21 protein-coding genes and 1 tRNA gene are annotated in these 19,298 nt (G+C 63.6%); 10 read left to right on the top strand and 12 right to left on the bottom strand.

What is annotated here, in order from left to right; genetic code table 11:
- The first annotated feature begins 4 nt into the window (after nucleotides 1–4).
- Together HV773_RS24335 and HV773_RS24330 are read left to right on the top strand one after the other, a co-directional pair.
- The gene (locus HV773_RS24335) at nucleotides 5–745 is read left to right on the top strand and encodes a helix-turn-helix domain-containing protein (protein ID WP_227875548.1); all 741 of its coding nucleotides are present in this window, start codon (nucleotides 5–7) and stop codon (nucleotides 743–745) included.
- A 188-nt stretch (nucleotides 746–933) separates the two neighbouring features.
- Nucleotides 934–1,254, top strand: a complete 321-nt coding sequence (locus tag HV773_RS24330) for a c-type cytochrome (RefSeq protein ID WP_129564439.1) — start codon at nucleotides 934–936, stop codon at nucleotides 1,252–1,254.
- An 81-nt stretch (nucleotides 1,255–1,335) separates the two neighbouring features.
- Here HV773_RS24330 and HV773_RS24325 read toward each other — a convergent pair whose 3' ends face one another.
- The 4 genes from HV773_RS24325 to HV773_RS24310 form a co-directional block, all read right to left on the bottom strand.
- Complete coding sequence (locus HV773_RS24325; protein ID WP_129563732.1) at nucleotides 1,336–1,677, bottom strand: hypothetical protein; 342 nt, start codon at nucleotides 1,675–1,677, stop codon at nucleotides 1,336–1,338.
- 54 nt (nucleotides 1,678–1,731) lie between these two features.
- Nucleotides 1,732–1,971, bottom strand: a complete 240-nt coding sequence (locus HV773_RS24320) for a hypothetical protein (RefSeq protein ID WP_129564440.1) — start codon at nucleotides 1,969–1,971, stop codon at nucleotides 1,732–1,734.
- A gap of 62 nt (nucleotides 1,972–2,033) precedes the next feature.
- Nucleotides 2,034–2,312, bottom strand: a complete 279-nt coding sequence (locus HV773_RS24315; protein ID WP_129563733.1) for a DUF1488 family protein — start codon at nucleotides 2,310–2,312, stop codon at nucleotides 2,034–2,036.
- A 224-nt stretch (nucleotides 2,313–2,536) separates the two neighbouring features.
- Nucleotides 2,537–2,971, bottom strand: a complete 435-nt coding sequence (locus HV773_RS24310; protein ID WP_129563734.1) for an Hsp20/alpha crystallin family protein — start codon at nucleotides 2,969–2,971, stop codon at nucleotides 2,537–2,539.
- A gap of 328 nt (nucleotides 2,972–3,299) precedes the next feature.
- Between HV773_RS24310 and HV773_RS24305 the strand changes: the two genes are divergently transcribed.
- Both HV773_RS24305 and HV773_RS24300 read left to right on the top strand, forming a co-directional pair.
- Nucleotides 3,300–4,139, top strand: coding sequence for a universal stress protein (locus HV773_RS24305; RefSeq protein WP_175197016.1), 840 nt, complete (start codon nucleotides 3,300–3,302; stop codon nucleotides 4,137–4,139).
- Nucleotides 4,140–4,194: 55 nt separating this feature from the next.
- The gene (locus tag HV773_RS24300) at nucleotides 4,195–4,695 is read left to right on the top strand and encodes a universal stress protein (RefSeq protein WP_129563736.1); all 501 of its coding nucleotides are present in this window, start codon (nucleotides 4,195–4,197) and stop codon (nucleotides 4,693–4,695) included.
- Nucleotides 4,696–4,756: 61 nt separating this feature from the next.
- Here HV773_RS24300 and HV773_RS24295 read toward each other — a convergent pair whose 3' ends face one another.
- Complete coding sequence (locus tag HV773_RS24295; RefSeq protein ID WP_129563737.1) at nucleotides 4,757–5,743, bottom strand: zinc-dependent alcohol dehydrogenase family protein; 987 nt, start codon at nucleotides 5,741–5,743, stop codon at nucleotides 4,757–4,759.
- Nucleotides 5,744–6,065: 322 nt separating this feature from the next.
- Between HV773_RS24295 and HV773_RS24290 the strand changes: the two genes are divergently transcribed.
- On the top strand, nucleotides 6,066–6,506 hold the full coding sequence (locus HV773_RS24290) for a lysylphosphatidylglycerol synthase transmembrane domain-containing protein (RefSeq protein WP_175197015.1): 441 nt from the start codon (nucleotides 6,066–6,068) through the stop codon (nucleotides 6,504–6,506).
- A 37-nt stretch (nucleotides 6,507–6,543) separates the two neighbouring features.
- Here the strand turns inward: HV773_RS24290 and HV773_RS24285 are convergent, their stop codons facing one another.
- From HV773_RS24285 to HV773_RS24275, 3 genes are all read right to left on the bottom strand, one after another.
- The gene (locus HV773_RS24285; RefSeq protein ID WP_129563738.1) at nucleotides 6,544–7,233 is read right to left on the bottom strand and encodes a CBS domain-containing protein; all 690 of its coding nucleotides are present in this window, start codon (nucleotides 7,231–7,233) and stop codon (nucleotides 6,544–6,546) included.
- 428 nt (nucleotides 7,234–7,661) lie between these two features.
- A tRNA-Leu gene (locus HV773_RS24280) sits at nucleotides 7,662–7,746 on the bottom strand.
- Nucleotides 7,747–7,850: 104 nt separating this feature from the next.
- On the bottom strand, nucleotides 7,851–8,693 hold the full coding sequence (locus HV773_RS24275) for an alpha/beta fold hydrolase (RefSeq protein ID WP_129563739.1): 843 nt from the start codon (nucleotides 8,691–8,693) through the stop codon (nucleotides 7,851–7,853).
- Between the two features lie 236 nt (nucleotides 8,694–8,929).
- Between HV773_RS24275 and HV773_RS24270 the strand changes: the two genes are divergently transcribed.
- The 5 genes from HV773_RS24270 (at nucleotide 8,930) to HV773_RS24250 (ending at nucleotide 16,273) form a co-directional block, all read left to right on the top strand.
- Nucleotides 8,930–9,640 carry a GGDEF domain-containing protein gene (locus tag HV773_RS24270; protein ID WP_129563740.1) on the top strand — a complete coding sequence of 237 codons (711 nt, stop codon included), beginning with the start codon at nucleotides 8,930–8,932 and terminating at the stop codon, nucleotides 9,638–9,640.
- Between the two features lie 105 nt (nucleotides 9,641–9,745).
- Entirely contained in the window at nucleotides 9,746–11,623 is a 1,878-nt protein-coding gene (locus tag HV773_RS24265; RefSeq protein WP_129563741.1) for a methyl-accepting chemotaxis protein, read from the top strand.
- Nucleotides 11,624–11,861: 238 nt separating this feature from the next.
- Nucleotides 11,862–13,436 carry a hypothetical protein gene (locus HV773_RS24260; RefSeq protein WP_129563742.1) on the top strand — a complete coding sequence of 525 codons (1,575 nt, stop codon included), beginning with the start codon at nucleotides 11,862–11,864 and terminating at the stop codon, nucleotides 13,434–13,436.
- Between the two features lie 255 nt (nucleotides 13,437–13,691).
- The gene (locus HV773_RS24255) at nucleotides 13,692–15,062 is read left to right on the top strand and encodes an MFS transporter (protein ID WP_129563743.1); all 1,371 of its coding nucleotides are present in this window, start codon (nucleotides 13,692–13,694) and stop codon (nucleotides 15,060–15,062) included.
- Between the two features lie 128 nt (nucleotides 15,063–15,190).
- On the top strand, nucleotides 15,191–16,273 hold the full coding sequence (locus HV773_RS24250) for a GGDEF domain-containing protein (RefSeq protein WP_129563744.1): 1,083 nt from the start codon (nucleotides 15,191–15,193) through the stop codon (nucleotides 16,271–16,273).
- Nucleotides 16,274–16,287: 14 nt separating this feature from the next.
- Here HV773_RS24250 and HV773_RS24245 read toward each other — a convergent pair whose 3' ends face one another.
- The 4 genes from HV773_RS24245 to HV773_RS24230 form a co-directional block, all read right to left on the bottom strand.
- The gene (locus HV773_RS24245; RefSeq protein WP_129563745.1) at nucleotides 16,288–17,037 is read right to left on the bottom strand and encodes an IclR family transcriptional regulator; all 750 of its coding nucleotides are present in this window, start codon (nucleotides 17,035–17,037) and stop codon (nucleotides 16,288–16,290) included.
- A gap of 97 nt (nucleotides 17,038–17,134) precedes the next feature.
- Entirely contained in the window at nucleotides 17,135–17,905 is a 771-nt protein-coding gene (locus HV773_RS24240) for an amino acid ABC transporter ATP-binding protein (protein ID WP_129563746.1), read from the bottom strand.
- On the bottom strand, nucleotides 17,902–18,549 hold the full coding sequence (locus tag HV773_RS24235) for an amino acid ABC transporter permease (RefSeq protein ID WP_129563747.1): 648 nt from the start codon (nucleotides 18,547–18,549) through the stop codon (nucleotides 17,902–17,904). The genes HV773_RS24240 and HV773_RS24235 overlap by 4 nt, the downstream gene beginning before the upstream one ends.
- 19 nt (nucleotides 18,550–18,568) lie before the next feature.
- Entirely contained in the window at nucleotides 18,569–19,285 is a 717-nt protein-coding gene (locus HV773_RS24230) for an amino acid ABC transporter permease (protein ID WP_129563748.1), read from the bottom strand.
- Between the last annotated feature and the right edge of the window lie 13 nt (nucleotides 19,286–19,298).

The raw sequence follows: 19,298 nt of genomic DNA, 5'->3' as shown, positions 1-19,298 counted from the left end.
GCCGATGCGCTGGCCGGTGATCACGCTGCAGCCCGCGGTGCGGGAAGCGGCCCCGCGCCGCGCCGCCTCGCGCTGCTCCACCTGCTCGCTGCGGGCGGTCTGCATGCCCGCGGACCTCACCTCCACCGAACTTCAGCAACTGGATACCGTGGTCCTCACGACCCGCAACGTGCGTCGCGGCGAAGCCCTGTTTCGCACACACGATGCATTCCAGAGCCTGTACGCCGTGCGCACCGGCTCGTTCAAGACGGTCGTCATGCATCGCGACGGCCGCGAGCAGGTCACGGGCTTCCAGATTCCCGGCGAGCCGCTCGGCCTCGACGGCGTATGTGGCGGCACGCACAACTGCGATGCGATCGCACTCGAAGACAGCACGGTCTGCATCATTCCGTTCGGCCAGTTCGAGACGCTCTGCCGCGAAAGCCGCCGCATGCAACGCCATCTCTACCAGTTGATGAGCGGGGAAATCGTGCGCGAATCGAGTCTCATGATGCTGCTGGGCACGATGACGGCGGAGCAGCGGCTAGCGACCTTCCTGCTCGACCTCGCTGCGCGCTTTCGCACGCGCGGCTACTCCGGCGCGCAGTTCAATCTGAAGATGAGCCGCGAGGAAATCGGCTGCTTTCTCGGCATCAAGCTCGAAACCGTGAGCCGGATGTTTTCGCGCTTTCACCGTGACGGGCTGGTCGAGCCGAGCGGCAAGCAGATCCGCATCGTCGATTCGGAAGGTCTCGCGCGGGTGTGATCCGCGGCGTACTTATCCAGTTGACTCATGTCAACGGCATGGCGCACGGCAATGAGAGCATGAATCGAGACAGACACCCTTTGCGGCCTGAGCGCCACTCAAGGAGACCCGCCATGCCCCACCCACATATTCATGCCGCTATTGCGCGGCCGCGCTCACCGGGCGGCATTCCGACAGGTTCGATCCTTATGCGCGCGGCCGCGGCCCTTGCCGTTTGTCTGCAAGCGGCCAGCGCGTTCGCCGAGCTTCCGGAGCCGTCCGATCTGATCGATCAGCAACACTGCATGTTCTGCCATACGTCGGACGCACCGTTTCTTGCGCCGTCGTTCCACCAGATCGCGGAGCGCTACCGCGACAAGCCCAATGCAAGCACGATGCTCGAGGAAAAGCTCAGGCATGGCGGCAAGGCTCACTGGGGCGACATGGCCATGCCGCTGCCCGAGGACCGCGGCGGCCCGCTTTCGGCCGAAGACGCGCGCACGCTCGTCCAGTGGGTGCTGAGCCAGTAGCCAAGCCCAGTAGCCAGTCGCACCAATTTTCGCGAACAGGAACGCACGAGGGAAGATCGGCGTCGCCCGATCTTCCCAATCTCAATGATCGCGCCGCACGCGGCCGTCTTCTGCAGCACGGCTTGAAGCGCCGGCCAACCGCAGTTCGTGCTCGGCGGCATCGAAGGCCTCGCGCATGGCGGCAATCGGATCATCGCCGGTGCAATGCACGATGGGCTTGAGCTCGCTAGCAGCCGAAAGGAGATCGAGCCGCACATCGTAGGCATCTGCACGACCCGCCTTGCGCACCGACTCGATTGCAAGATGACAGGCCTTGAGCAAGCCGCCGAACCGCTCGAGACGCAAAAGCTGCACGCCAGCTTCCGCCTCGATGGCAGCGGAGCCCGCAAAGCCCAGATAGACAATTTGCATTCCCAGTCCCATCGCCCAGGCCCTCCTGCCCCGTCTTCCTCTTTAGCTTCCAGCCCTGCATTCGACCTATACGTGAAACGCATGCAAGTTCTTGAGGTCGGCCCACAACATGCCTTCTCGCAGGCCATCCAGCACGGCGGCGGCCTCCGTATCGAAGGATCGATGATGCGCAAACGCATGACCAAACGGCCGTTCCGGCTCGCTCTGCGTAATGCTGATACGGCAGGCAAAACCGCCTTGCGGCGCGGGCGCCGTGACCGCTTCGACGATCCATGTGCCTGAGTTGACTGTACCTGTGAGTGTCATGATCCGATCTCCGTCTGGTGCCTGATGGCGCATCTGGTGGTGTATGTCGTAGCGGGTGTCAGTCATCCGCCACAAACGCGGAACACGCCGCTGTGCAGCAGAACCGGCACGCCGTGCGTAGCTTCGATCAGCGTAGCCGCGGCCTCCTCGATGGCGCTGCGATGTGCGCGGAATGCATCGACGAGATCCGCCTCGCGAATCGATGAAGCGCCGAAATGATCCTCTAGCGCCTCAGCGGTGATGCCGCAGTGGATCCACCTGCCGTCCACCTGAACGGGAAACACCAGGGTGTAGCACGCCGAATCGTACTGAGGCGCCATCCGGGGGAACGAAATTTCCATGACCTGCTCTCCTCGCCGCTTCAGCGGCAAGCCATCCAATGGGCGATTAAATTCAGGATAAGGTGCTGCTCGCCGCGCCCGTTGACGCATATCAATTCAATGGGGAACGCACCCAGCAGTGGAAAGATAAAAAGCGCAGAGCGTAACCTCTGCGCTTCATTGGCACACGCCGTGCAGCCCCGCACGGGTCGATGCGCCGACCTCCCCTTCAAGCCATGCAGCGCTTATTCGACCTGCAGACGCTTATGCTCGGTCGGCGCTTTCTTCGGCAGCGTCAGCGACAACACACCGTCCTGATACTGAGCGCTCGCCGTGCTCTCGTCGATATCGACCGCCAGCGAGAACGAACGCGCAAACGCACCGCTATAGCGCTCTCGACGGATGACCCGCTCGCCTTCCTTCTGCTCGGTTTTGCGTTCGACCTTCGCATGTATCGACACCACATTGCCGTCGATCTTCACGTCGATGTCCTGCTTGTTCACGCCCGGCAATTCCGCCTTGACGGTGTATGCCTGATCGCTCTCGGTCACGTCGAGCTTCATCGCCGCCAGATCGTTGTCCTCCGCCGCGAGCAAGCCGCGCATCGGCCGAAACAGCCCCTGAAAGAGGTCCGAAACCGGCTCGATCGAAAACGGGTCGTAACGTGTCAGATAGCTCATCGCCATGTCTCCTTTGAGCTGCGACTCGTCGCGCGGTCCACTCGCCGATCCGCGCGGCTGCCGGGGCTTGCGCCCACACCTTGCGCACCACACGCTGCGGCGCGCTCCGTCTTCAATCCAGGAACAAGCAGCTTCTCTCAATTGATCTGGCTCAATGCTCGCGCTCACGCCTGGCGCTTTGGCGCAGCGCTGTCGTGCGGTCGTCCGGCACGAGCAGACGCTTGATTTAAATCAAGGGCGATGGGACGCCCATTCCTAGACTCGAATCAATTCGTCGCCCGCTTCGGGCTGGGCCGCGATTGCCACTCCCCTTTCCCGGAGCCCTGCCATGACCTACAAGAGCTTGACGGTCCATCTCGATACGAGCCCGCGCGCCAGCGCACGGCTCTCGCTCGCCTTGAAGCTCGCGCGCACGTACGGTGCGCATCTGAACGGCCAGTTCGCGGCCTTCGAGCCTAACCCGCGCGATTTCTACGTCATGGCAGGGACGGCCGACTACTACGAAGCGCACCGCAGGCTCCGGGCGGAGCAGCGCGCCGCAATCGAGCGATTGTTCCATGCGGAGCTTGCGCGCGCGCAGGTCGAGGGCACGTGGCTGTCCGCCGAGGACGATCCGATCGCCGCCGTCGCGCAGCGCAGCCGTAGCTCCGATCTGACCGTCATCGGACAAACCGATCTGAACGAACCTGAAGCCTACGTGGCCGATCACTTCGTCGAGTCCGTCGTGCTGGGCGCCGGCTGCCCCGTGCTCGTGATCCCGTACACCGGCTACTTCGAATCGATCGGCGAGCGCGTGCTGATTGCGTGGAACGGCAGCCGCGAGGCAGCGCGCGCGGTTCACGATGCGATTCCCTTCATCTCGCGCGCCGCGCACGTCACGATTGTCGCCACATCGAGCACTTTCACGTCCGCGGTTTCCGAAGCTTCGTGCACGGACCTGGCGGCCATGCTCGCACGCCATGGCGCGGACACCGTCGACATCGCCCGCTTCGACCGAAGCGCATCGGAGTCCACGGGCGAGGCCCTGCTCAGCTACGCGGCGGATGGCGGTTTCGACCTGCTCGTGATGGGTGCGTACGGCCACGCGAGGCTACAGGAAACGGTGCTGGGTGGCGCGACGCGCACGGTCCTGCAAACGATGACGCTGCCGGTGCTCATGTCCCACTGAGCGGTCTCACACATACCCCTGTTCCCAAGTTCCCTGCCGAGCCCGGAGGCACACCATGTTTTCCCGCATTCTCGTTGCACTAGACGGCAGCCAGACCGCTTCAGCAGCGCTCGACGCCGCAATCCAGCTGGCGCGAGATAGTGGCGCGGAACTGCAACCCCTCTATGTGATCGACGTTCCGGTGCTCGCTTACGACGTGCCGGGCTTCGATCCGTCGATCGTCCGCGATGCGTACGTCGAGGAGAGCCGGCTCGTCAGCACCGAATCCCAGGCGCGCATGACACGCGCGGGCGTGAAAGGCGCGCCGCGCACGGTTGAAATCGAGCTGGGCGTGGAAGACATCGCGCAATGCATCGAACGCGCCGCCGCCGACTGGGGTGCGGATCTGATCGTCATGGGCACGCACGGGCGCCGCGGCGTGCGCCGGCTGGTGCTCGGCAGCGTCGCAGAGCGGGTGCTGCGCAGTGCGTGCCGTCCCGTGCTGCTCGTGCCTGGGCGGGCAGCGGCGCCCGGGGCGACGACACCCGATGACCGCCCGGCAAGCGTGACGGCGTGAGTCTCGCGCACGGGCGAACGCGCCGTCGCCCGGCTGCAATCGTTGCAGCGGCCCCTGCGCTCTAGCGAATCGTCAGCACCGCAGCGCCCGTAAAGCGGCCCGCGCGCAGGTCCGCGAGCGCGTCGTTCGCCCGCGCGAGCGGATAGGCCGTCGTCTCGATCTCGATCTTGTGCTTCGCCGCGATGGCCATGAACGCCGAGCCGTCTTCGCGCGTGAGGTTCGCCACGGAGACGATGCGCCGCTCCTCCCACAGCCACGCGTACGGAAACGACGGAATGTCGCTCATGTGAATGCCGCCGCAGACAACCGTGCCGCCCTTGGCCACCGCGCGCAGCGCTGCGGGCACCAGTGCGCCCACGGGCGCGAACAGTAGCGCGGCATCGAGGGGTTCGGGCGGCGTTTCGTCGCTGCCGCCCGCCCATTGCGCGCCGAGGCGCCGCGCGAAACACTGTGCGTCGTGGTCGCCCGGGCGCGTAAACGCATACACCGTGCGCCCCTGATGCCGCGCGACCTGCGCCACAATGTGCGCCGCCGCGCCGAATCCGTAGATGCCGATACAGGGCGCGTCACCCGCCATCGCGAGCGTGCGGTAGCCGATCAGCCCGGCACACAGAAGCGGCGCTGCTTCGATATCGCTGTACTGGCGCGGCAAATGGAAGCAATAGCGGGCGTCGGCGACCGTGCGCTCAGCATAGCCGCCGTTGATCGTGTAACCCGTGAAGCCGGGCGCGTCGCAGAGGTTTTCACGCCCGCGCTGGCAATAGCGGCAGTGCCCGCAGGTATGGCCAAGCCACGGCACGCCCACGCGGTCGCCCGGCGCGAAACCCGTGACGCCCGCGCCGAGCGCCGCCACCGTGCCGACGATTTCGTGCCCCGGAATCACTGGGCGCCTGGGGTCCCGCAGATCGCCGTCGACCACATGGAGGTCGGTGCGGCATACGCCGCACGCATGAACGTCGATCAGCAACTGGCCCGCTGCGAGAACGGGGTCCGGCACATCCGTCTCCCGCAACTGTGGATTCGCACCGTCGAACAGCATGGCTCGCATCGTCGATCTCCCGTCGATCTGCAGTGAGTGCCTGGGCACTGACACTCCATTCTCCTCCTTCCATCTACTCCCGATTCGATATCAGCATCACACGCCTTCAACGTAGGGAATTTCCGACATCATCAGCAGACATCACACGCCCGTTTCAACTAGCGCTGATTGTTGCCGCCCGCCCCGAAACCAATACTTAAGGCGTGACGAGAGCAGAACCGCGCACTGGTCATGCGGCAAACAAAGCCTTCTTTGCCGATACCGCACCAGTAGCGGCCCGGTCTCGCCGCACCATCCGGGAGCAAGCCATGGGCCAGTGCGAAGAATCGGAATGCACAGACGTTCTGTTCACCTGCGATCTGTTCGTCGGCGCCTGCTCGTGCGCACCGTCGCCCTTCAGCTCACAATCTTTCTTCTCGACGCGAGCACACTTTGGCTCACGCTAAGCGCGGTGGGCGCACGAGCGCAATTTTGGGTGGCATTCGCAAGCTTCGCGGTCGCGTCGATGGTGGCGACCATCGGCCCGGTTCCAGTCGGGCTTGGCACGTTCGAAGCGGCTTCAGTGGGCATGCTGCAAATGCTCGGCGTACCGATCGAAGCAGCCCTCGCGGGAACGCTCCTGCTGCGTGGGTTCACCTTCTGGCTGCCGATGCTGCCCGGCGTCTGGCTGGCGCGCATCGAGCTGCGCGCGGGCCGGCGCAAAGCAACAGCGGCGGCTGCACCCGCAGCCGCCGCCACGGCGCCGCCGCCGCACGATGAGCGCGATACCTGATGATTGGATTGCCTGCGACGGAGCCGCGCTCGTTTGCTCACATTGGCGTGAAGTACGTGGGATAGCCGAGATGATCTTCGATGCCCTTCACGCCGGCGACACGTTCGGCGCACACGGATATGGCCTTGCGCTCTTCCTCGGAGGTCACCGTGCCCCAAAGATGGACCACACCGTCCTTCACCACGATGTTCTCTGCCGGCATCGCCCAGCGATGTCCATCGAGCGCATGCAACACGCCCTGGCGTATCGCCTCGTCGGAAGCGAGCGCGTCCGTGCCGGCCTGCGCTGCACGCGCGAGCGCCGCCACCAGGTTCGAGCGGCTCACGATGCCGAGCACTTTACCGTTCGCCACGACGGGCACTCGCTTGATGTGATGCCGCTCGAGCAAGTCCGCGACGTCGGCAAGCGGCGTGACCGGAAGCACTGAAATCACGTTCTCCGTCATGATGTCGCTGACCTTGACCGCATGCTCCTTCAGGTACTCCGCCGCGAGCTTGCGGGTTGAATACAAAAACTCCGCGAGCCACGAACGCTGCGGCTTGCCTGTTCCCGTCTCCACGCGGTGCAGCAGATCGCCTTCGCTTACGAGACCGACAATCTTTCCGGCTTCGTCGACGACCGGCAAGCCGCTGATGTGATGCTTCGCCATCAGCTCGGCCGCTTCGAAAACGGTCGCAGTGGAAACGACGGACACGACGTCCGTGGTCATGATGTCCGATGCTTGCATGAGTGTTCTCCTCAACGTAGGTCAGCACTTCGACGACACTCAATGTAGGCTTCGACGGTGGCTTTATGTTGATGCTGATCAATTAATCCTGGCCGGGAACGCTTGGCGGCAAAGCGATGCGATAACCCGTAACCTCACCCTCCCAGCGCGCGTTCCTGCTCATGACCATGCAGCTGAGCGGCCCCCGGTAAACAGTGCCAAGATGGAAGCGAGTTTTCGCCGGACTTGTCGATCTGAAGGTACATCCGACCGCCGTCGGATAGACGGTTACCTGTGCTCCCCGGGTTGTAGCGGGCATGCTTGAAATACCATCCAATACCGCCGGCTATCCATGTTCAAACCCAGACCACCCCAGAAACAAAAAACCCCGCAAGGCGAACCTTTGCGGGGTTTTTCTTCACGTCGCATGGCGACGCTTTTAAATCTACTGGTGCTCAGAGCGGGACTCGAACCCGCATGCCTTTCGGCGCTACCCCCTCAAGATAGTGCGTCTACCAATTTCGCCACCTGAGCAAGAGGAACGGGATTGTATCGGCTCATTGCCGACTTTTGAAGACCCTACTCAAAAAAATTTTCGAAAAAATTTCGGTAGCGCGAATCCCCTCCGCGTGGCCGGGTCAGCCCTCGACACCCTGCAGAAATTCGGCCACCATCGCCGCCACCTTCGCTTCCTGCTCGCGGTGCGGCACGTGGCGCACGCCGTCCATGATCGCCGCGCGGGCCGGGCCGCTCACGCGCGCCGCAATCGTCTCGGGATGCACGCGCGTGCCGTACTCGTCCAGGCTGCCGTGGATCGCGAGCGTGGCGCACTGGACGTGCGGAAGCACCGTGTCGAGCGACCAGTCGGCAAATTCGGGCGAGAGCCACGTTTCGATCCACGCGTCCAGCACCCATTGTGTTTTGTCGCCGTGATAACGCGCCAGTCGGGCGAACTGCGCGGGATCGCGAAACTGCTCGCGCGCCGCGCTGATGCCCGCCAGCGTGCGGTCTTCGGCGAAGGTCTGCGCAGCCTCGGTCACGAGCGCCGCGCAACGCTGTGGGTGTTGCGCAGCGCATTCGATCGCCATGCCGCCACCCACGCTGTGGCCGAAGGCAATGAAGCGGTCGATCCCCAACTGATCGCACAGCGCCGGAAAGTCATGCCGCGCTTCGTCGCGCACGAACGCCGCGGTTAGCCGGTCTGTGCGAGCACCGGAGGCGCCAAAGCCGGCGCGGTCGTACGCAATCACGCGCCGGTTGGTTGCGCGCGCAAGCGTCTGTGGAAATGTACCCCAGAGCGTGACGCAGCCCAGCGAATCGTGCAGCAGCACAATCGGCGCGCGGCGCGCCGCCGCTTCGCTCGCTGCGCCTTGCGCAGCATCTGGCCCCCAACTGCGTGCAAACAGCCGGCCTTTTGGGGTCTCGATCCAATGCTCCTGCGGGTCCTGTTGGTCCTGGGTTGTGGCTTGCGTCTCGCTCATGCTCGTTCAGGTGTCGATGATGTGTCCGGTCAGATGTCGCAGTATGCCCGCTGACCGCCACGGGCGTGCATTTTCTACCCCCATCGATCGTCAACGCCGAATTAACAATGTCTGACAGTAACCAACGAATAGCTGACAGATAATGAGATAAAACACGGATCGTCCGCCAGAGCCTCGCTGTTGTGACGGGCCCGGCAGGATGGCCGAAACCGGCTCCAACCACATGCCGAGACCACATGTCCAACCAGAACGCCCTGCTCAGGCGCGCGGGCTACGTCGCACGCGCCAGATCGCACTCCCCGCCGATGCGCAGCCGCAAGGCCCGCGCAATGGGCGAGCCGTCGCGCCTGCTCACGCGCGACGAGCGGCTGCGCCTGACCCGGCGCATTCGCGAGCTGGAGGCCGAAAATTCGGCGCTCGAGCAATTGTCGATCACCGACTCGCTCACGGGCGCGTATAACCGCCGCCATCTCGAGTCGATGCTCGCGAACGACGCGCGCCTGCGCGAGCACACGCATGCCACAGCGCTGTGCGTGTTCGACGTCGACAACTTCAAGCTTTTCAACGACACCTACGGTCACGGCGCCGGCGACCAGGTGCTAAGCGCCGTGGCGCGAGCCGTCATGCGCTGCCTGCGTGCCGGGGACGACTACCTGTTCCGGCTCGGCGGCGACGAATTCTGCGTGCTGCTGTTCGTGGATTCCATGCACGAGACGCTGCGCATCGTGCAGCGCATGCAGCGCGCGGTGAAGGCGCTGTTGCTGCCGCAGCGCGAGATCACGGGCCGCGCGCTCACGATCAGCTTCGGCGTGGCATGGCGCGACGGCGGCGCAGCGGCCGGCTACGAAGCCCCGGCAAGCCCGTGTGACATGTATCACCACGCGGACAAGATGCTCTACGAGGCGAAGCGCGCGGGGCGCGACAGGATCGAATTCGCGCTTCTTTAGGGTGCATGCGCCGCATACCGTCTATATCAGTCGCCCACTCAAGTTCTCGCGCCAGCGACCGATAACGTTTTACGAAACCACGTTTAACGTTGTCGGGAACCTTCAATGTCCATCTGGCGAAAGCTTTCCATTCAGAACAAGCTGGTTCTGAGCATGACCACCTGCTTGCTGATCTTCATCGGCATTTCAAGCGGGCTGAGCATCTGGCTGATTGGCGACACCGTGCGCGAGCGCGTCGTGCAGGACGAGTTGCCCACCGCTGTGAAGGGCATTCGCGCCGATATCGAGCGCCAGCTCGCGGGGCCGATCACCGCCGCGCGGGCCATGGCAACCGATCCGTTTCTCCAGCAATGGGAAGCCGATGGCGAACCCGAGGCCGCAACCGCCACGTGGATGCGCCTCGCGCAGAACGTGAAAACCGAGCAGAAGGCCGTGAGCGTGCAGTGGGCGTCCACGAAGAGCGGCAACTATTTCACCGAAGCCGGCCTGCAACGCAAGCTCGGCGAGCACGATCAGTGGCTCCAGGGCTTCCTCGCCACGGGCAAGCCCTACGAAGTGAGCATGGATCGCGACGTGAGCCTGGGCGGCTACATGATGTTCATTAATGCGCGCGTGGAAGGCGCCAACGGCACGACCGGCCCGACCGGCGTCGCGGCAATGGGGCTTTCCGTCGATGCGCTGGCCGCCGGCGTCGCGAACTACAAGATCGGCGAGACCGGATTTGCCTATCTCGTGCATCCCGACGGCGCGATCATGATCCATCGCGACACCGCGCTGGTCGACGGCAAGCACTTCCTCAAGGACCTGCCCGGCATGCCCGCGAACGCCGCCGCCACGCTGCTGGCCGGCAAGCGCTACAGCTACATGACCTACCCGGCGCCGGGCGGCACGCGCTACATCGCCACCTCGTTCGTTCCGCAGCTCAATGCCTACGTGGTGGTCGAGGTGCCGCAAGCGGAAATGCTCGGGCCGTTCGAGCGCGCGATCCGCATGGCGACCATCATCGCCGCCGTCGTGGGCCTCACCGGCGCACTTGCAGTGATCCTGCTGGTGGGCCGCGCCATCGCCGCTCCGGTGCGCCGGGCCGCCACGCTGCTCGCGGAAATCGCCAGCGGCCAGGGCGACCTCACCCGCCAGATGAAGGTCGAAAGCAGCGACGAAATCGGCCAGCTCGCCGATGCCTTCAACCGCTTCGTCGCGTCAATGAACACACTCGTGCGCCGCGTTCGGGCCTCGTCGACTTCGATCGCGATCGGCTCCACGCAGATCGCCACGGGCAACGCGGACCTGAGCCAGCGCACCGAGGAGCAGGCCAGCAATCTCGAACGCACGGCCGCGTCGATGGAGGAGATCACCGCCGCCGTGAAGAACAACTCGGACACCGCGCACACCGCCGCGCAAATGGCCAGCCGCGCCTCTTCGGCGGCTGCAGAGGGCGGCGAAGTGGTCGGCCAGGTGGTGAGCACGATGGAGCAGATCAGCGACGCGTCGCGCAAGATCTCCGAGATCATCGTGGTGATCGACAGCATCGCGTTCCAAACCAACATTCTCGCGCTCAACGCGGCGGTGGAAGCCGCGCGCGCCGGCGAACAGGGCCGTGGCTTCGCCGTGGTGGCTTCCGAGGTGCGCAATCTCGCCCAGCGCAGCGCGCAGGCCGCCAAGGAAATCAAGGCGCTGATCGAACATAGCGCCGGGACCGTGAACACCGGTTCGCGCCTCGTTGCCGACGCCGGCAAGGTCATGGGCGACGTGGTCTCGCAAGTGCGGAGCGTGAGCACCATGATGAGCGAGATCACCTCGGCCAGCCTCGAGCAGAGCGCGGGCATCGGGCAGATCGGCGACGCGGTGCAATTGCTCGATCAGGTGACGCAGCAGAACGCGGCGCTGGTGGAAGAAAGCGCGGCGGCGGCGGAGAGCTTGAAACAGCAGGCAGCGGAGCTCGACCGGCTGGTGGCGGTGTTCAAAGTCGGGGACGAGGGTTGATTCGCCATCCTGTTCAGTTTTTATCGAAGGTCAAAGAGATCCACATATCCTGACACTCGATGCGCTTTGCATCGTCGATTTAACCGATTTTAAGAATTTTCGTGTTTTAAGCAAAAAGCAACTCTTTCAGGATAGACGATTGCGGCGGCGAGCGGTGGAGCCCGTGTTCGCAACGCCTATCCCTACAGAGGTGCCAGCAGATGAAAGACGCAGTAACCGGCTATTCCGGAGCGGTCCAATGACAAACCGCTTCGAGCACACCATCGCGCAGATCGACCACGCCTCATCCCTCACCCAACGCGACAAGCCGGCACAACGCGCGAGCACTCCGCGATCCGCAGCGGACCCGCGCCACAACAGCTCTGTCGGCATTGGCAATCGTGAAAAACGTCCGCCCCGCCGCTGGACACAGCAAGAAATCGCGCTTCTAGGAACGCTTACAGACGTGGAGGTCGCGCGGCGCATCGGCACGAATGCGGCAACCGTCAACCGCAAGCGCCTCGCCCTTGCCATTCCATCGGTGCGCAAGCCTTCCCCGCATGAATGGAGCGCAATGGAACTCGCCATGCTCGGCAAGCGCGTCGACCGGGAAATCGCGAAGTGTATCGGTGTACCGCCGTCGATGGTCAGCGCCAAGCGGCGGGAACTCTGCATTCCCTCAGCGCGCGGTGAAACGCGACACCGCCCCGAGTGGACCCCGGAAGAGATCGCCCTGCTTGGCACGATGCCTGACGCCAAAGCCGCAAAGCGCCTTGAGGTCTGCCTCGTCACCGTTTTCAATGCGCGAAAGAAGCGCGGCATTCCTTCATGGCAGCAGCAACGCGTCGCCAGGCAGACCAAAGAAGCGAAACCCGACAATCGCTTCGGCCAATTCGTTGCACAGCTTGCGGATCCGTCTAGTTCCGCCGATCGCGTGCTCACCGGCAGGCATGGCAAACGATACGGACCCAGCACGCGGGAGCCGGTCAAGAGTCATCCCTGGACCTCGAAGGAGATTGCGCTGCTTGGCACCATGACCGATGCGCGCGTTGCGAAGCGAATTGGCGGCCTCTCCCCCGTAGCGGTTCAGAAGCAACGCAATGCCCTGGGCATTCCCCCTGTCGGGCGCACGGCCCTTTCATGGACTCCTGATCAACTCTGCCTGCTCGGTGTGATCTCCGACGCCGAAGTCGCGGCGCGCTCGGGCCACTCGATCCGAGCGGTCAATCTGAAGCGCCTTGCGCTGGGCATTCCCTCGGCGCGTCAGCAGGGCAATGCGGGTTGCCATCGATGGACGCCAGAACAGCTCGCCTTGCTCGGCGCAATGCCCGACAAGGCAGTCGCCGCACGAATCGGCCTGAGCGCCTATACCGTCCGTTTGAAGCGGCGCAGCCTGCGCATCGCTCCAGCCAAGGCATCGGACCGTTGGCGCAGCGAGGATATCGCGCTGCTCGGCACCATGCCCGATGCCGAGGTGGCGCTGCGCCTCGACATCAAGCCGAATGTTGTTATCCGCAAGCGGCGCTCGCTCGGCATTGCGTCCACGCGGACGCGGCACATCTGGACCGATGCGCAAATCGCGTTGCTCGGCACCATGCCCGACGCAGGCGTCGCGAAGCGTCTGGGCCTGTCTAACACCGCCATCCACAAGAAGCGCACCGAACTCGGCATCGCCCGCGCGCACCACGAATGGACCGACGATGAAATCGCGCTGCTCGGTACCATGTCCGATGCGAGCGTTGCCAAGCGCGTCGGCGTCTGTATCAAATCCGTTAATAACATGCGTCGTGGTCTTGGCATCCCTTCCGCCCAGTCACGTCTGCTTGTTGCGTAAGCGGCAGCGCCCAAACATCGTCTGCATCGAATGAGGAATTACCCGGAATACCACTCCAATCGCACACTCCGGGAGCGCTTCTTGCTGCTCTTAATCGAATCCGCAATACATCACAACGTGATATATTATTGTGGAACCACCCTGGCGGCCCGGAGCACGTAGCCTGTCACGCGTCGCGTACATGGGTGCCGATGAGGCCATCGCGCGCACCCTGAGTCACCAGACCCTATCACCCTTATTCCTTGGGGGTGCGAAATGAGTGACGAAAAACCGGGAGTACCGCTCCTGACCGAACAGGAAGCGCATCGCCAGTTGCGCCGTGCCGTAATCGCCAGCACGATCGGCACAACGATCGAATGGTACGACTTCTTCCTCTACAGCATTGTCACGGGCCTCGTCTTCGCGAAGCTCTATTTTCCTGAATCGGACCCGCTCGTCGGCACGCTGCAGGCGTTTCTGATCTACGCCGTGGGGTTCATCGCGCGGCCGGTGGGCGCGGCCATATTCGGCCACTACGGCGATCGCGTCGGCCGCAAGGCCACACTCATCGTCACGCTGCTGCTGATGGGGCTCGCCACCTTCGCCGTGGGCTTTGTTCCGACTTATGCGTCGATCGGCATCTGGGGCGCCGTGATTCTCACCGTGCTGCGCTTCATTCAGGGTGTCGGCGTGGGCGGCGAATGGGGTGGCTCGGTGCTGATGTCGATGGAATGGGCGCGCACCAACAAGCACCGCGGCTTCGTCGCTTCGTGGCCGCAGTTCGGCGTGCCAGCCGGGTTGTTCGTCTCGAACCTGGTGGTGCTGGCCGTCAGCCAGATTTCCGGCAGCAGTTTCATCACCTGGGGATGGCGCGTGCCGTTCTTCCTGAGCATCATTCTGGTTGCAATCGGGCTCTATATCCGGCTGAGCATCCTTGAAACGCCGATCTTCGCGAAGCTCCTCGCCGAACACAAGATCGAGAAAGCGCCGACGATGGAGGTCATCCACCGCCAGCCGAAAGACATTCTCCTTTCCGCATGCGCACGCATGGTCGAACAGGCGCCGTTCTATATCTTCACGGCCTTTGTTTTCGCCTATGGCGTGAAGACGCTCGGCGCCTCGCGCGACCTGATGCTCACGGCCGTGCTGGCCGCCGCGGTGCTGGAATTCTTCACCATTCCGCTCTTTGGGCACGTCTCCGATCTGATTGGGCGCAAGCGCATGTATATGATTGGCGCTGCATGTGCAGGTGTATTCGGGTTCATTTTCTTCGCGATGATCGACACCCGCAATCCGGCGCTGATTTTCGCGGCCATTGTGCTTTCGCTAGTGCCCCATTCGATGCTTTACGGGCCACAAGCCGCGTTGATCGCCGAATCGTTTACGGGGCGGCTGCGCTACAGTGGCGCGTCGCTCGGGTATCAACTGGCTTCGGTGATCGCGGGCGGCCCCGCGCCGTTGATTGCCACCGCACTCTTCGCGTATTACCACACGGGCTATGCAATCGCCGCTTATATTTTCGTGTGCGGCGTGGTGAGCCTCGTGGCCGCGTGGCGCATGGGCGATTACACCAACAAGGACATTTCGCGTGAATACGACGATGCACGGTCACTGGGCGATAGCGGGCATGCGCCCCGGCACGCTTGACCGATTACGCGGCTCATGCGGTAGTTTTTACAGTACTCGCAATCAAGCCAAACAGAATCGGTTGCAATGCCAACAAGCCATGTAAACTGCCGGACGATAAAACCAGGATTCGAGCGGGGGTAGTTGGCATGGGCGAGGCGTATTCTCATTCTTGGCCCGGGCAGGGTTTTCTGGGCGCATTCCAGAAGAACCCCGAAAAGGAGCAGGCCGTCCTGCGCGTGTCGCTGGGCGGCCTGGTTTTTTTGATCTATCTGGCCGCCGCCTCGGTTTATCGCACGAAAAACATCTATGAAACGACGGCGCTGGTCGCGCTTTACGTGGCCTACGGCGGCGTCACGTACCTTGCCGCAACGGTTGCGCCCGAGCGCTCGCGCCTCAGATTGACCCTCACCACGATCGCCGATCAGGCGCTCCTGATCGCGCTGCTCGCGGTGGGCGGCCAGGCCACGCTCCCGCTGCTCTGGGTCGTGTTCTGGTTTCTGGTCGGCGCGGGCTGCCGTTATGGCCAGCGCATGCTCGGGCTCTCGTGCGCGGTGGCGCTGACCGGCATCGCGGGCTTGATGCATTGGCAACCGTGGTGGCACGCGAATTTCATGGCCGGCCTCGGCGTCGCGCTCAGCCTGGCCGCTACTTCGATCTATCTGGCGGTGCTGGTGCGCCGGCTCGAAAAGCAGGCCGCGACCGACCCGCTCACGGGGTTGAGCAATCGCGTGCAGCTCGAGCAGGCGATTGGCCGGACGCTCGCCATGCGCAGCCCCGAAACAAGCCAGGCCGCGCTGCTGCTCATCGACCTCGACGGCTTCAAGGAAGTCAACGATGCCCACGGCCATGCGGTTGGCGACGAACTGCTGCGCAGCTTTGCTGCCGCGCTGGCCGGTTGCGTGCGTCGCGGCGACACGCTCGCCCGCCTCGGCGGCGACGAATTCGTGGTGCTGGCCCACCAGATCCCCAGCAGGGCCAATGCATTGAGCATTGCCACGCGCATTCACGCGATCCTGAGCGCCCTTCACACCGTCGCCGGGCATCCCGTGGCCGTTTCCGGCAGCATTGGCGTGTGCCTGCTGGCGCACACGGACGGCACATCGCCGCTCACGCCACTCACCGCCCGCACGCTGATGCGAGCGGCCGATAGCGCCATGTATCGTGCGAAGTCGCAGGGAAACGGCCAGACCGTATTCGCCGAGACGGCCGAAATGCGCACCGTCGCGTAAGCCCCGCCCCGGCCTCAAAACTTCGACAGCGCCTGCGCGGAGCGAATCAGATCCTCCAGCATCACTTCGCGCTTGGCGGGATCGGTGTCCCGGCTCGTCATGAAGCACAGCGCCGCCGTCGTGGCGCCGGACCGGTCGAGTATGGGCGCGGCCATGCAGTACCGGAACGTATGGGAAAGGCCTTCGGTGCAGCAGTAGCCTTGTGCGGCCGCGCGCTCGATGTCGCGCAGAAAGTCCGCGAAGTCGACGCGCTTGCCGTTGTCGAGCACGAAATCCTCTTCCGGAATGAGGGCGCGAATTTCATCGACGCTCAAGTGGCCGAGCAACAGACGCCCTGTCGCGGTCCACGGAATCGGCACCTTGACGCCGATTTCCGAACTGATGTTGAACGGGCGCGAACTGTTCTCCGAAAGCACCACCGTATATTTGTTGCCTTCGAGCGTGCACAGTTGCGCGGTTTCGTCGTGTTTTCTCACTAGCGCGAGAATGGCCTGATGCGAGCGGCTGATCAGGTCGTTGTGCTGCGCATAGTCCGAGCCGTAGTAATGCATCTCGCGGCCGAAAAACACGGCCCCGTCTTCGGCGATTTCAAGGCAGTGCGCCTCGGCGAGTATCGTGACCAGTTCATAGACGCTCGAGCGCGGCGCACCCGTTGCCTCGATCAACTCGCGCATCGTCAGCGGACGCTGCGCGAGATGCAACTGCCTGAATATGCCGATGACGCGATCCACCCCTCTGGCCCTCGATGATTCGGGTGCCGACATGACTTGAACTCCGTGCACGCCAGGGTGCATGTGATGAAAAGATGGCCGGGAGCATACACGATCGAGACGCGGATCAAGACGTCAAGCCGAGCCCGCTTCAATGATCGAGCACGCGATGCAGGAACTGCTTCGTGCGCTCGTTCTGCGGCGTCACGAAAATCTTCTCGGGCTCGCCCTGCTCCGCAATCACGCCCTTGTCCATGAACACCACGCGGTCGGCGGTCTTGCGCGCGAAGCCCATCTCGTGCGTCACCACGACCATGGTCATGCCGTCGCGCGCGAGGCCGCGCATCACCTCGGTCACTTCGCCCACGAGTTCCGGGTCCAGCGCCGAAGTCGCCTCGTCGAAGAACATGATGCGCGGCTCAACGGCGAGCGCCCGGGCGATCGCCACGCGCTGCTGCTGGCCGCCGGAGAGCTGGCTCGGGTAGTGGTCGGCGCGCTCGGCCAGCCCTACGCGATCGAGTACCTCCATGGCGCGCTTGCGCGCGTCGGCGGGGCTCATCTTGAGCGCCTTGATCAGCGCGAGCGTCACGTTGCCGAGCGCGGTCTTGTGAGGAAACAGATTGAACTGCTGGAACACCATGCCCACGTGCCCGCGAATCTCCTTGGCGCGCCGCGCATCGTGCAGCGGCACCTCGTTGACCCAGACTTCGCCGGAATCGGTCGTCTCCAGGCCGGCCATGATGCGCAGCACGGTGCTCTTGCCCGAGCCCGAGGCGCCGATCAGCACGAGCACTTCGCCCGAGCGCACGTCGAGATTGATTTCCGTGAGCACCTTGGTGGCGCCGAACGATTTGCTCACGCCCGCGAGCGTGATGACGGGCTTCGCGGATGCAGCGGCGGTGTTGGTGGCGTTAGCGGTCATGACAGCACATTCCTTCGATCATGGTGGCGCACCCACTGCGAAAGCGGGAAGCACACAGCGAAATAAAGCACGGCAACGAGTCCGTAGATTTCGGCCGGCTTGCCGACCCGGTCGACGATGGCCTGCCCTCCGTGCATCAGCTCGGACATGCCGATCATGCTGACGATCGACGTGTCCTTGATGAGCGAGAGGTATTGACCGATGAGCGGCGGCAGCACGATTTTCCCCGTCTGCGGCAAGACCACCGTAAAGAACGCCTGGGTCTTGCTCAGGCCGAGAATCTGCGAGACTTCCCATTGCCCCTTGGGCACGGCTTCGATGCCCGAGCGGAAAATCTCCGAAATATAAGCGCCCTGATACACGCTCAAGCCCACCACACCGGCCGCGAACACATCGATCGCATAGCCGAAATACGACACGCCGAAATAAATGAACATCAGCGTGATGAGCACGGGCGTGCCGCGAAACAGTTCGGTATAAAGCTGCGCGACGCGCGAGGTGCCCCAGGGCCCGAACGAGCGCAGCACGGCGGCAATGAGCCCGATCAGCGTTCCGCCCACAATGGACGCCACGGACAACAGCAAGGTCCCGAGCAATCCCTGCAGCAGGATCGCAAGGCTGGTCCTCAACAATTCGGTCGACATTCTGGATCTCCGGTTCGGCTCAGGAGCGGCGGGGCGCACGCGCCGTGAAAAAAGTCATGCGCGCACGCTTTTTCATGACGAGCGGCGGATGAAAGACCCGCGCGCCAATGCGCGCCGCGATCCACGAAAGGCAGTTGCTGAGCACCAGATACGCAATCAGCGTGATGGTGAAGGTCTGGAGATACAGCAGCGTGCGCGAGTTGATGACCGTTGCCGTGCCGGTCAGCTCGGGCAAGGCTATTGCCGAAAGCAGCGAGGTGCCCAGCAGCAGTTGAATGAGGTTGTTGACGATGGCCGGGTACACAGCGCGCGCGGCTTGCGGCAGCACCACCTCGCGAAACACCTGGGCGCGCGAAAGTCCCAGAATGCCGGCCGCTTCGAGCTGCCCGCGCGGCACCGACTGAATGCCCGCGCGAAACACCTCGGAAAGATAGGCGCCCACGTTCACGCCGAGCGCGATCACGCCCGCCACGTACGCGCCCAGGTTCAGCCCCAGCGACGGCAGGCCGAAGAACACGATGAAGATCTGCAGCAGCACGGGCGTATTGCGAATGGCTTCCACATAAGCGTGCGCCACGAGCCGCAGCGCGCCCACCCGCGAGATCGACGCGAGCGCGGAAAGCAGGCCGAGCACCAGCGCGAGGCAAAAAGCCAGCAGCGTGATCTGCAGCGTCAGCCACGCCGCCTGAATGAACTCGGGCACGTAGCCCCACAACGTGAGCCATTGATAACTCATTTTCTGCCTCTGG

This window comes from Paraburkholderia caffeinitolerans (assembly GCF_902859945.1).
GTDB classification, from domain to species: domain Bacteria; phylum Pseudomonadota; class Gammaproteobacteria; order Burkholderiales; family Burkholderiaceae; genus Paraburkholderia; species Paraburkholderia caffeinitolerans.
This window is presented reverse-complemented; position numbering and strand designations above follow the sequence as displayed.

What these genes read in the sequence shown, in the direction of transcription:
- HV773_RS24230 (WP_129563748.1), bottom strand. Translation starts at nt 19,285, where the DNA reads ATGAGTTATCAATGGCTCACGTTGTGGGGCTACGTGCCCGAGTTCATT.
- HV773_RS24275 (WP_129563739.1), bottom strand. Translation starts at nt 8,693, where the DNA reads ATGAGCGAGACGCAAGCCACAACCCAGGACCAACAGGACCCGCAGGAG.
- HV773_RS24245 (WP_129563745.1), bottom strand. Translation starts at nt 17,037, where the DNA reads ATGTCGGCACCCGAATCATCGAGGGCCAGAGGGGTGGATCGCGTCATC.
- HV773_RS24300 (WP_129563736.1), top strand. Translation starts at nt 4,195, where the DNA reads ATGTTTTCCCGCATTCTCGTTGCACTAGACGGCAGCCAGACCGCTTCA.
- HV773_RS24330 (WP_129564439.1), top strand. Translation starts at nt 934, where the DNA reads ATGCGCGCGGCCGCGGCCCTTGCCGTTTGTCTGCAAGCGGCCAGCGCG.
- HV773_RS24285 (WP_129563738.1), bottom strand. Translation starts at nt 7,233, where the DNA reads ATGCAAGCATCGGACATCATGACCACGGACGTCGTGTCCGTCGTTTCC.
- HV773_RS24290 (WP_175197015.1), top strand. Translation starts at nt 6,066, where the DNA reads ATGCACAGACGTTCTGTTCACCTGCGATCTGTTCGTCGGCGCCTGCTC.
- HV773_RS24255 (WP_129563743.1), top strand. Translation starts at nt 13,692, where the DNA reads ATGAGTGACGAAAAACCGGGAGTACCGCTCCTGACCGAACAGGAAGCG.
- HV773_RS24260 (WP_129563742.1), top strand. Translation starts at nt 11,862, where the DNA reads ATGACAAACCGCTTCGAGCACACCATCGCGCAGATCGACCACGCCTCA.
- HV773_RS24305 (WP_175197016.1), top strand. Translation starts at nt 3,300, where the DNA reads ATGACCTACAAGAGCTTGACGGTCCATCTCGATACGAGCCCGCGCGCC.
- HV773_RS24310 (WP_129563734.1), bottom strand. Translation starts at nt 2,971, where the DNA reads ATGAGCTATCTGACACGTTACGACCCGTTTTCGATCGAGCCGGTTTCG.
- HV773_RS24240 (WP_129563746.1), bottom strand. Translation starts at nt 17,905, where the DNA reads ATGACCGCTAACGCCACCAACACCGCCGCTGCATCCGCGAAGCCCGTC.
- HV773_RS24295 (WP_129563737.1), bottom strand. Translation starts at nt 5,743, where the DNA reads ATGCGAGCCATGCTGTTCGACGGTGCGAATCCACAGTTGCGGGAGACG.
- HV773_RS24335 (WP_227875548.1), top strand. Translation starts at nt 5, where the DNA reads ATGCGCTGGCCGGTGATCACGCTGCAGCCCGCGGTGCGGGAAGCGGCC.
- HV773_RS24235 (WP_129563747.1), bottom strand. Translation starts at nt 18,549, where the DNA reads ATGTCGACCGAATTGTTGAGGACCAGCCTTGCGATCCTGCTGCAGGGA.
- HV773_RS24270 (WP_129563740.1), top strand. Translation starts at nt 8,930, where the DNA reads ATGTCCAACCAGAACGCCCTGCTCAGGCGCGCGGGCTACGTCGCACGC.
- HV773_RS24315 (WP_129563733.1), bottom strand. Translation starts at nt 2,312, where the DNA reads ATGGAAATTTCGTTCCCCCGGATGGCGCCTCAGTACGATTCGGCGTGC.
- HV773_RS24325 (WP_129563732.1), bottom strand. Translation starts at nt 1,677, where the DNA reads ATGGGACTGGGAATGCAAATTGTCTATCTGGGCTTTGCGGGCTCCGCT.
- HV773_RS24320 (WP_129564440.1), bottom strand. Translation starts at nt 1,971, where the DNA reads ATGACACTCACAGGTACAGTCAACTCAGGCACATGGATCGTCGAAGCG.
- HV773_RS24250 (WP_129563744.1), top strand. Translation starts at nt 15,191, where the DNA reads ATGGGCGAGGCGTATTCTCATTCTTGGCCCGGGCAGGGTTTTCTGGGC.
- HV773_RS24265 (WP_129563741.1), top strand. Translation starts at nt 9,746, where the DNA reads ATGTCCATCTGGCGAAAGCTTTCCATTCAGAACAAGCTGGTTCTGAGC.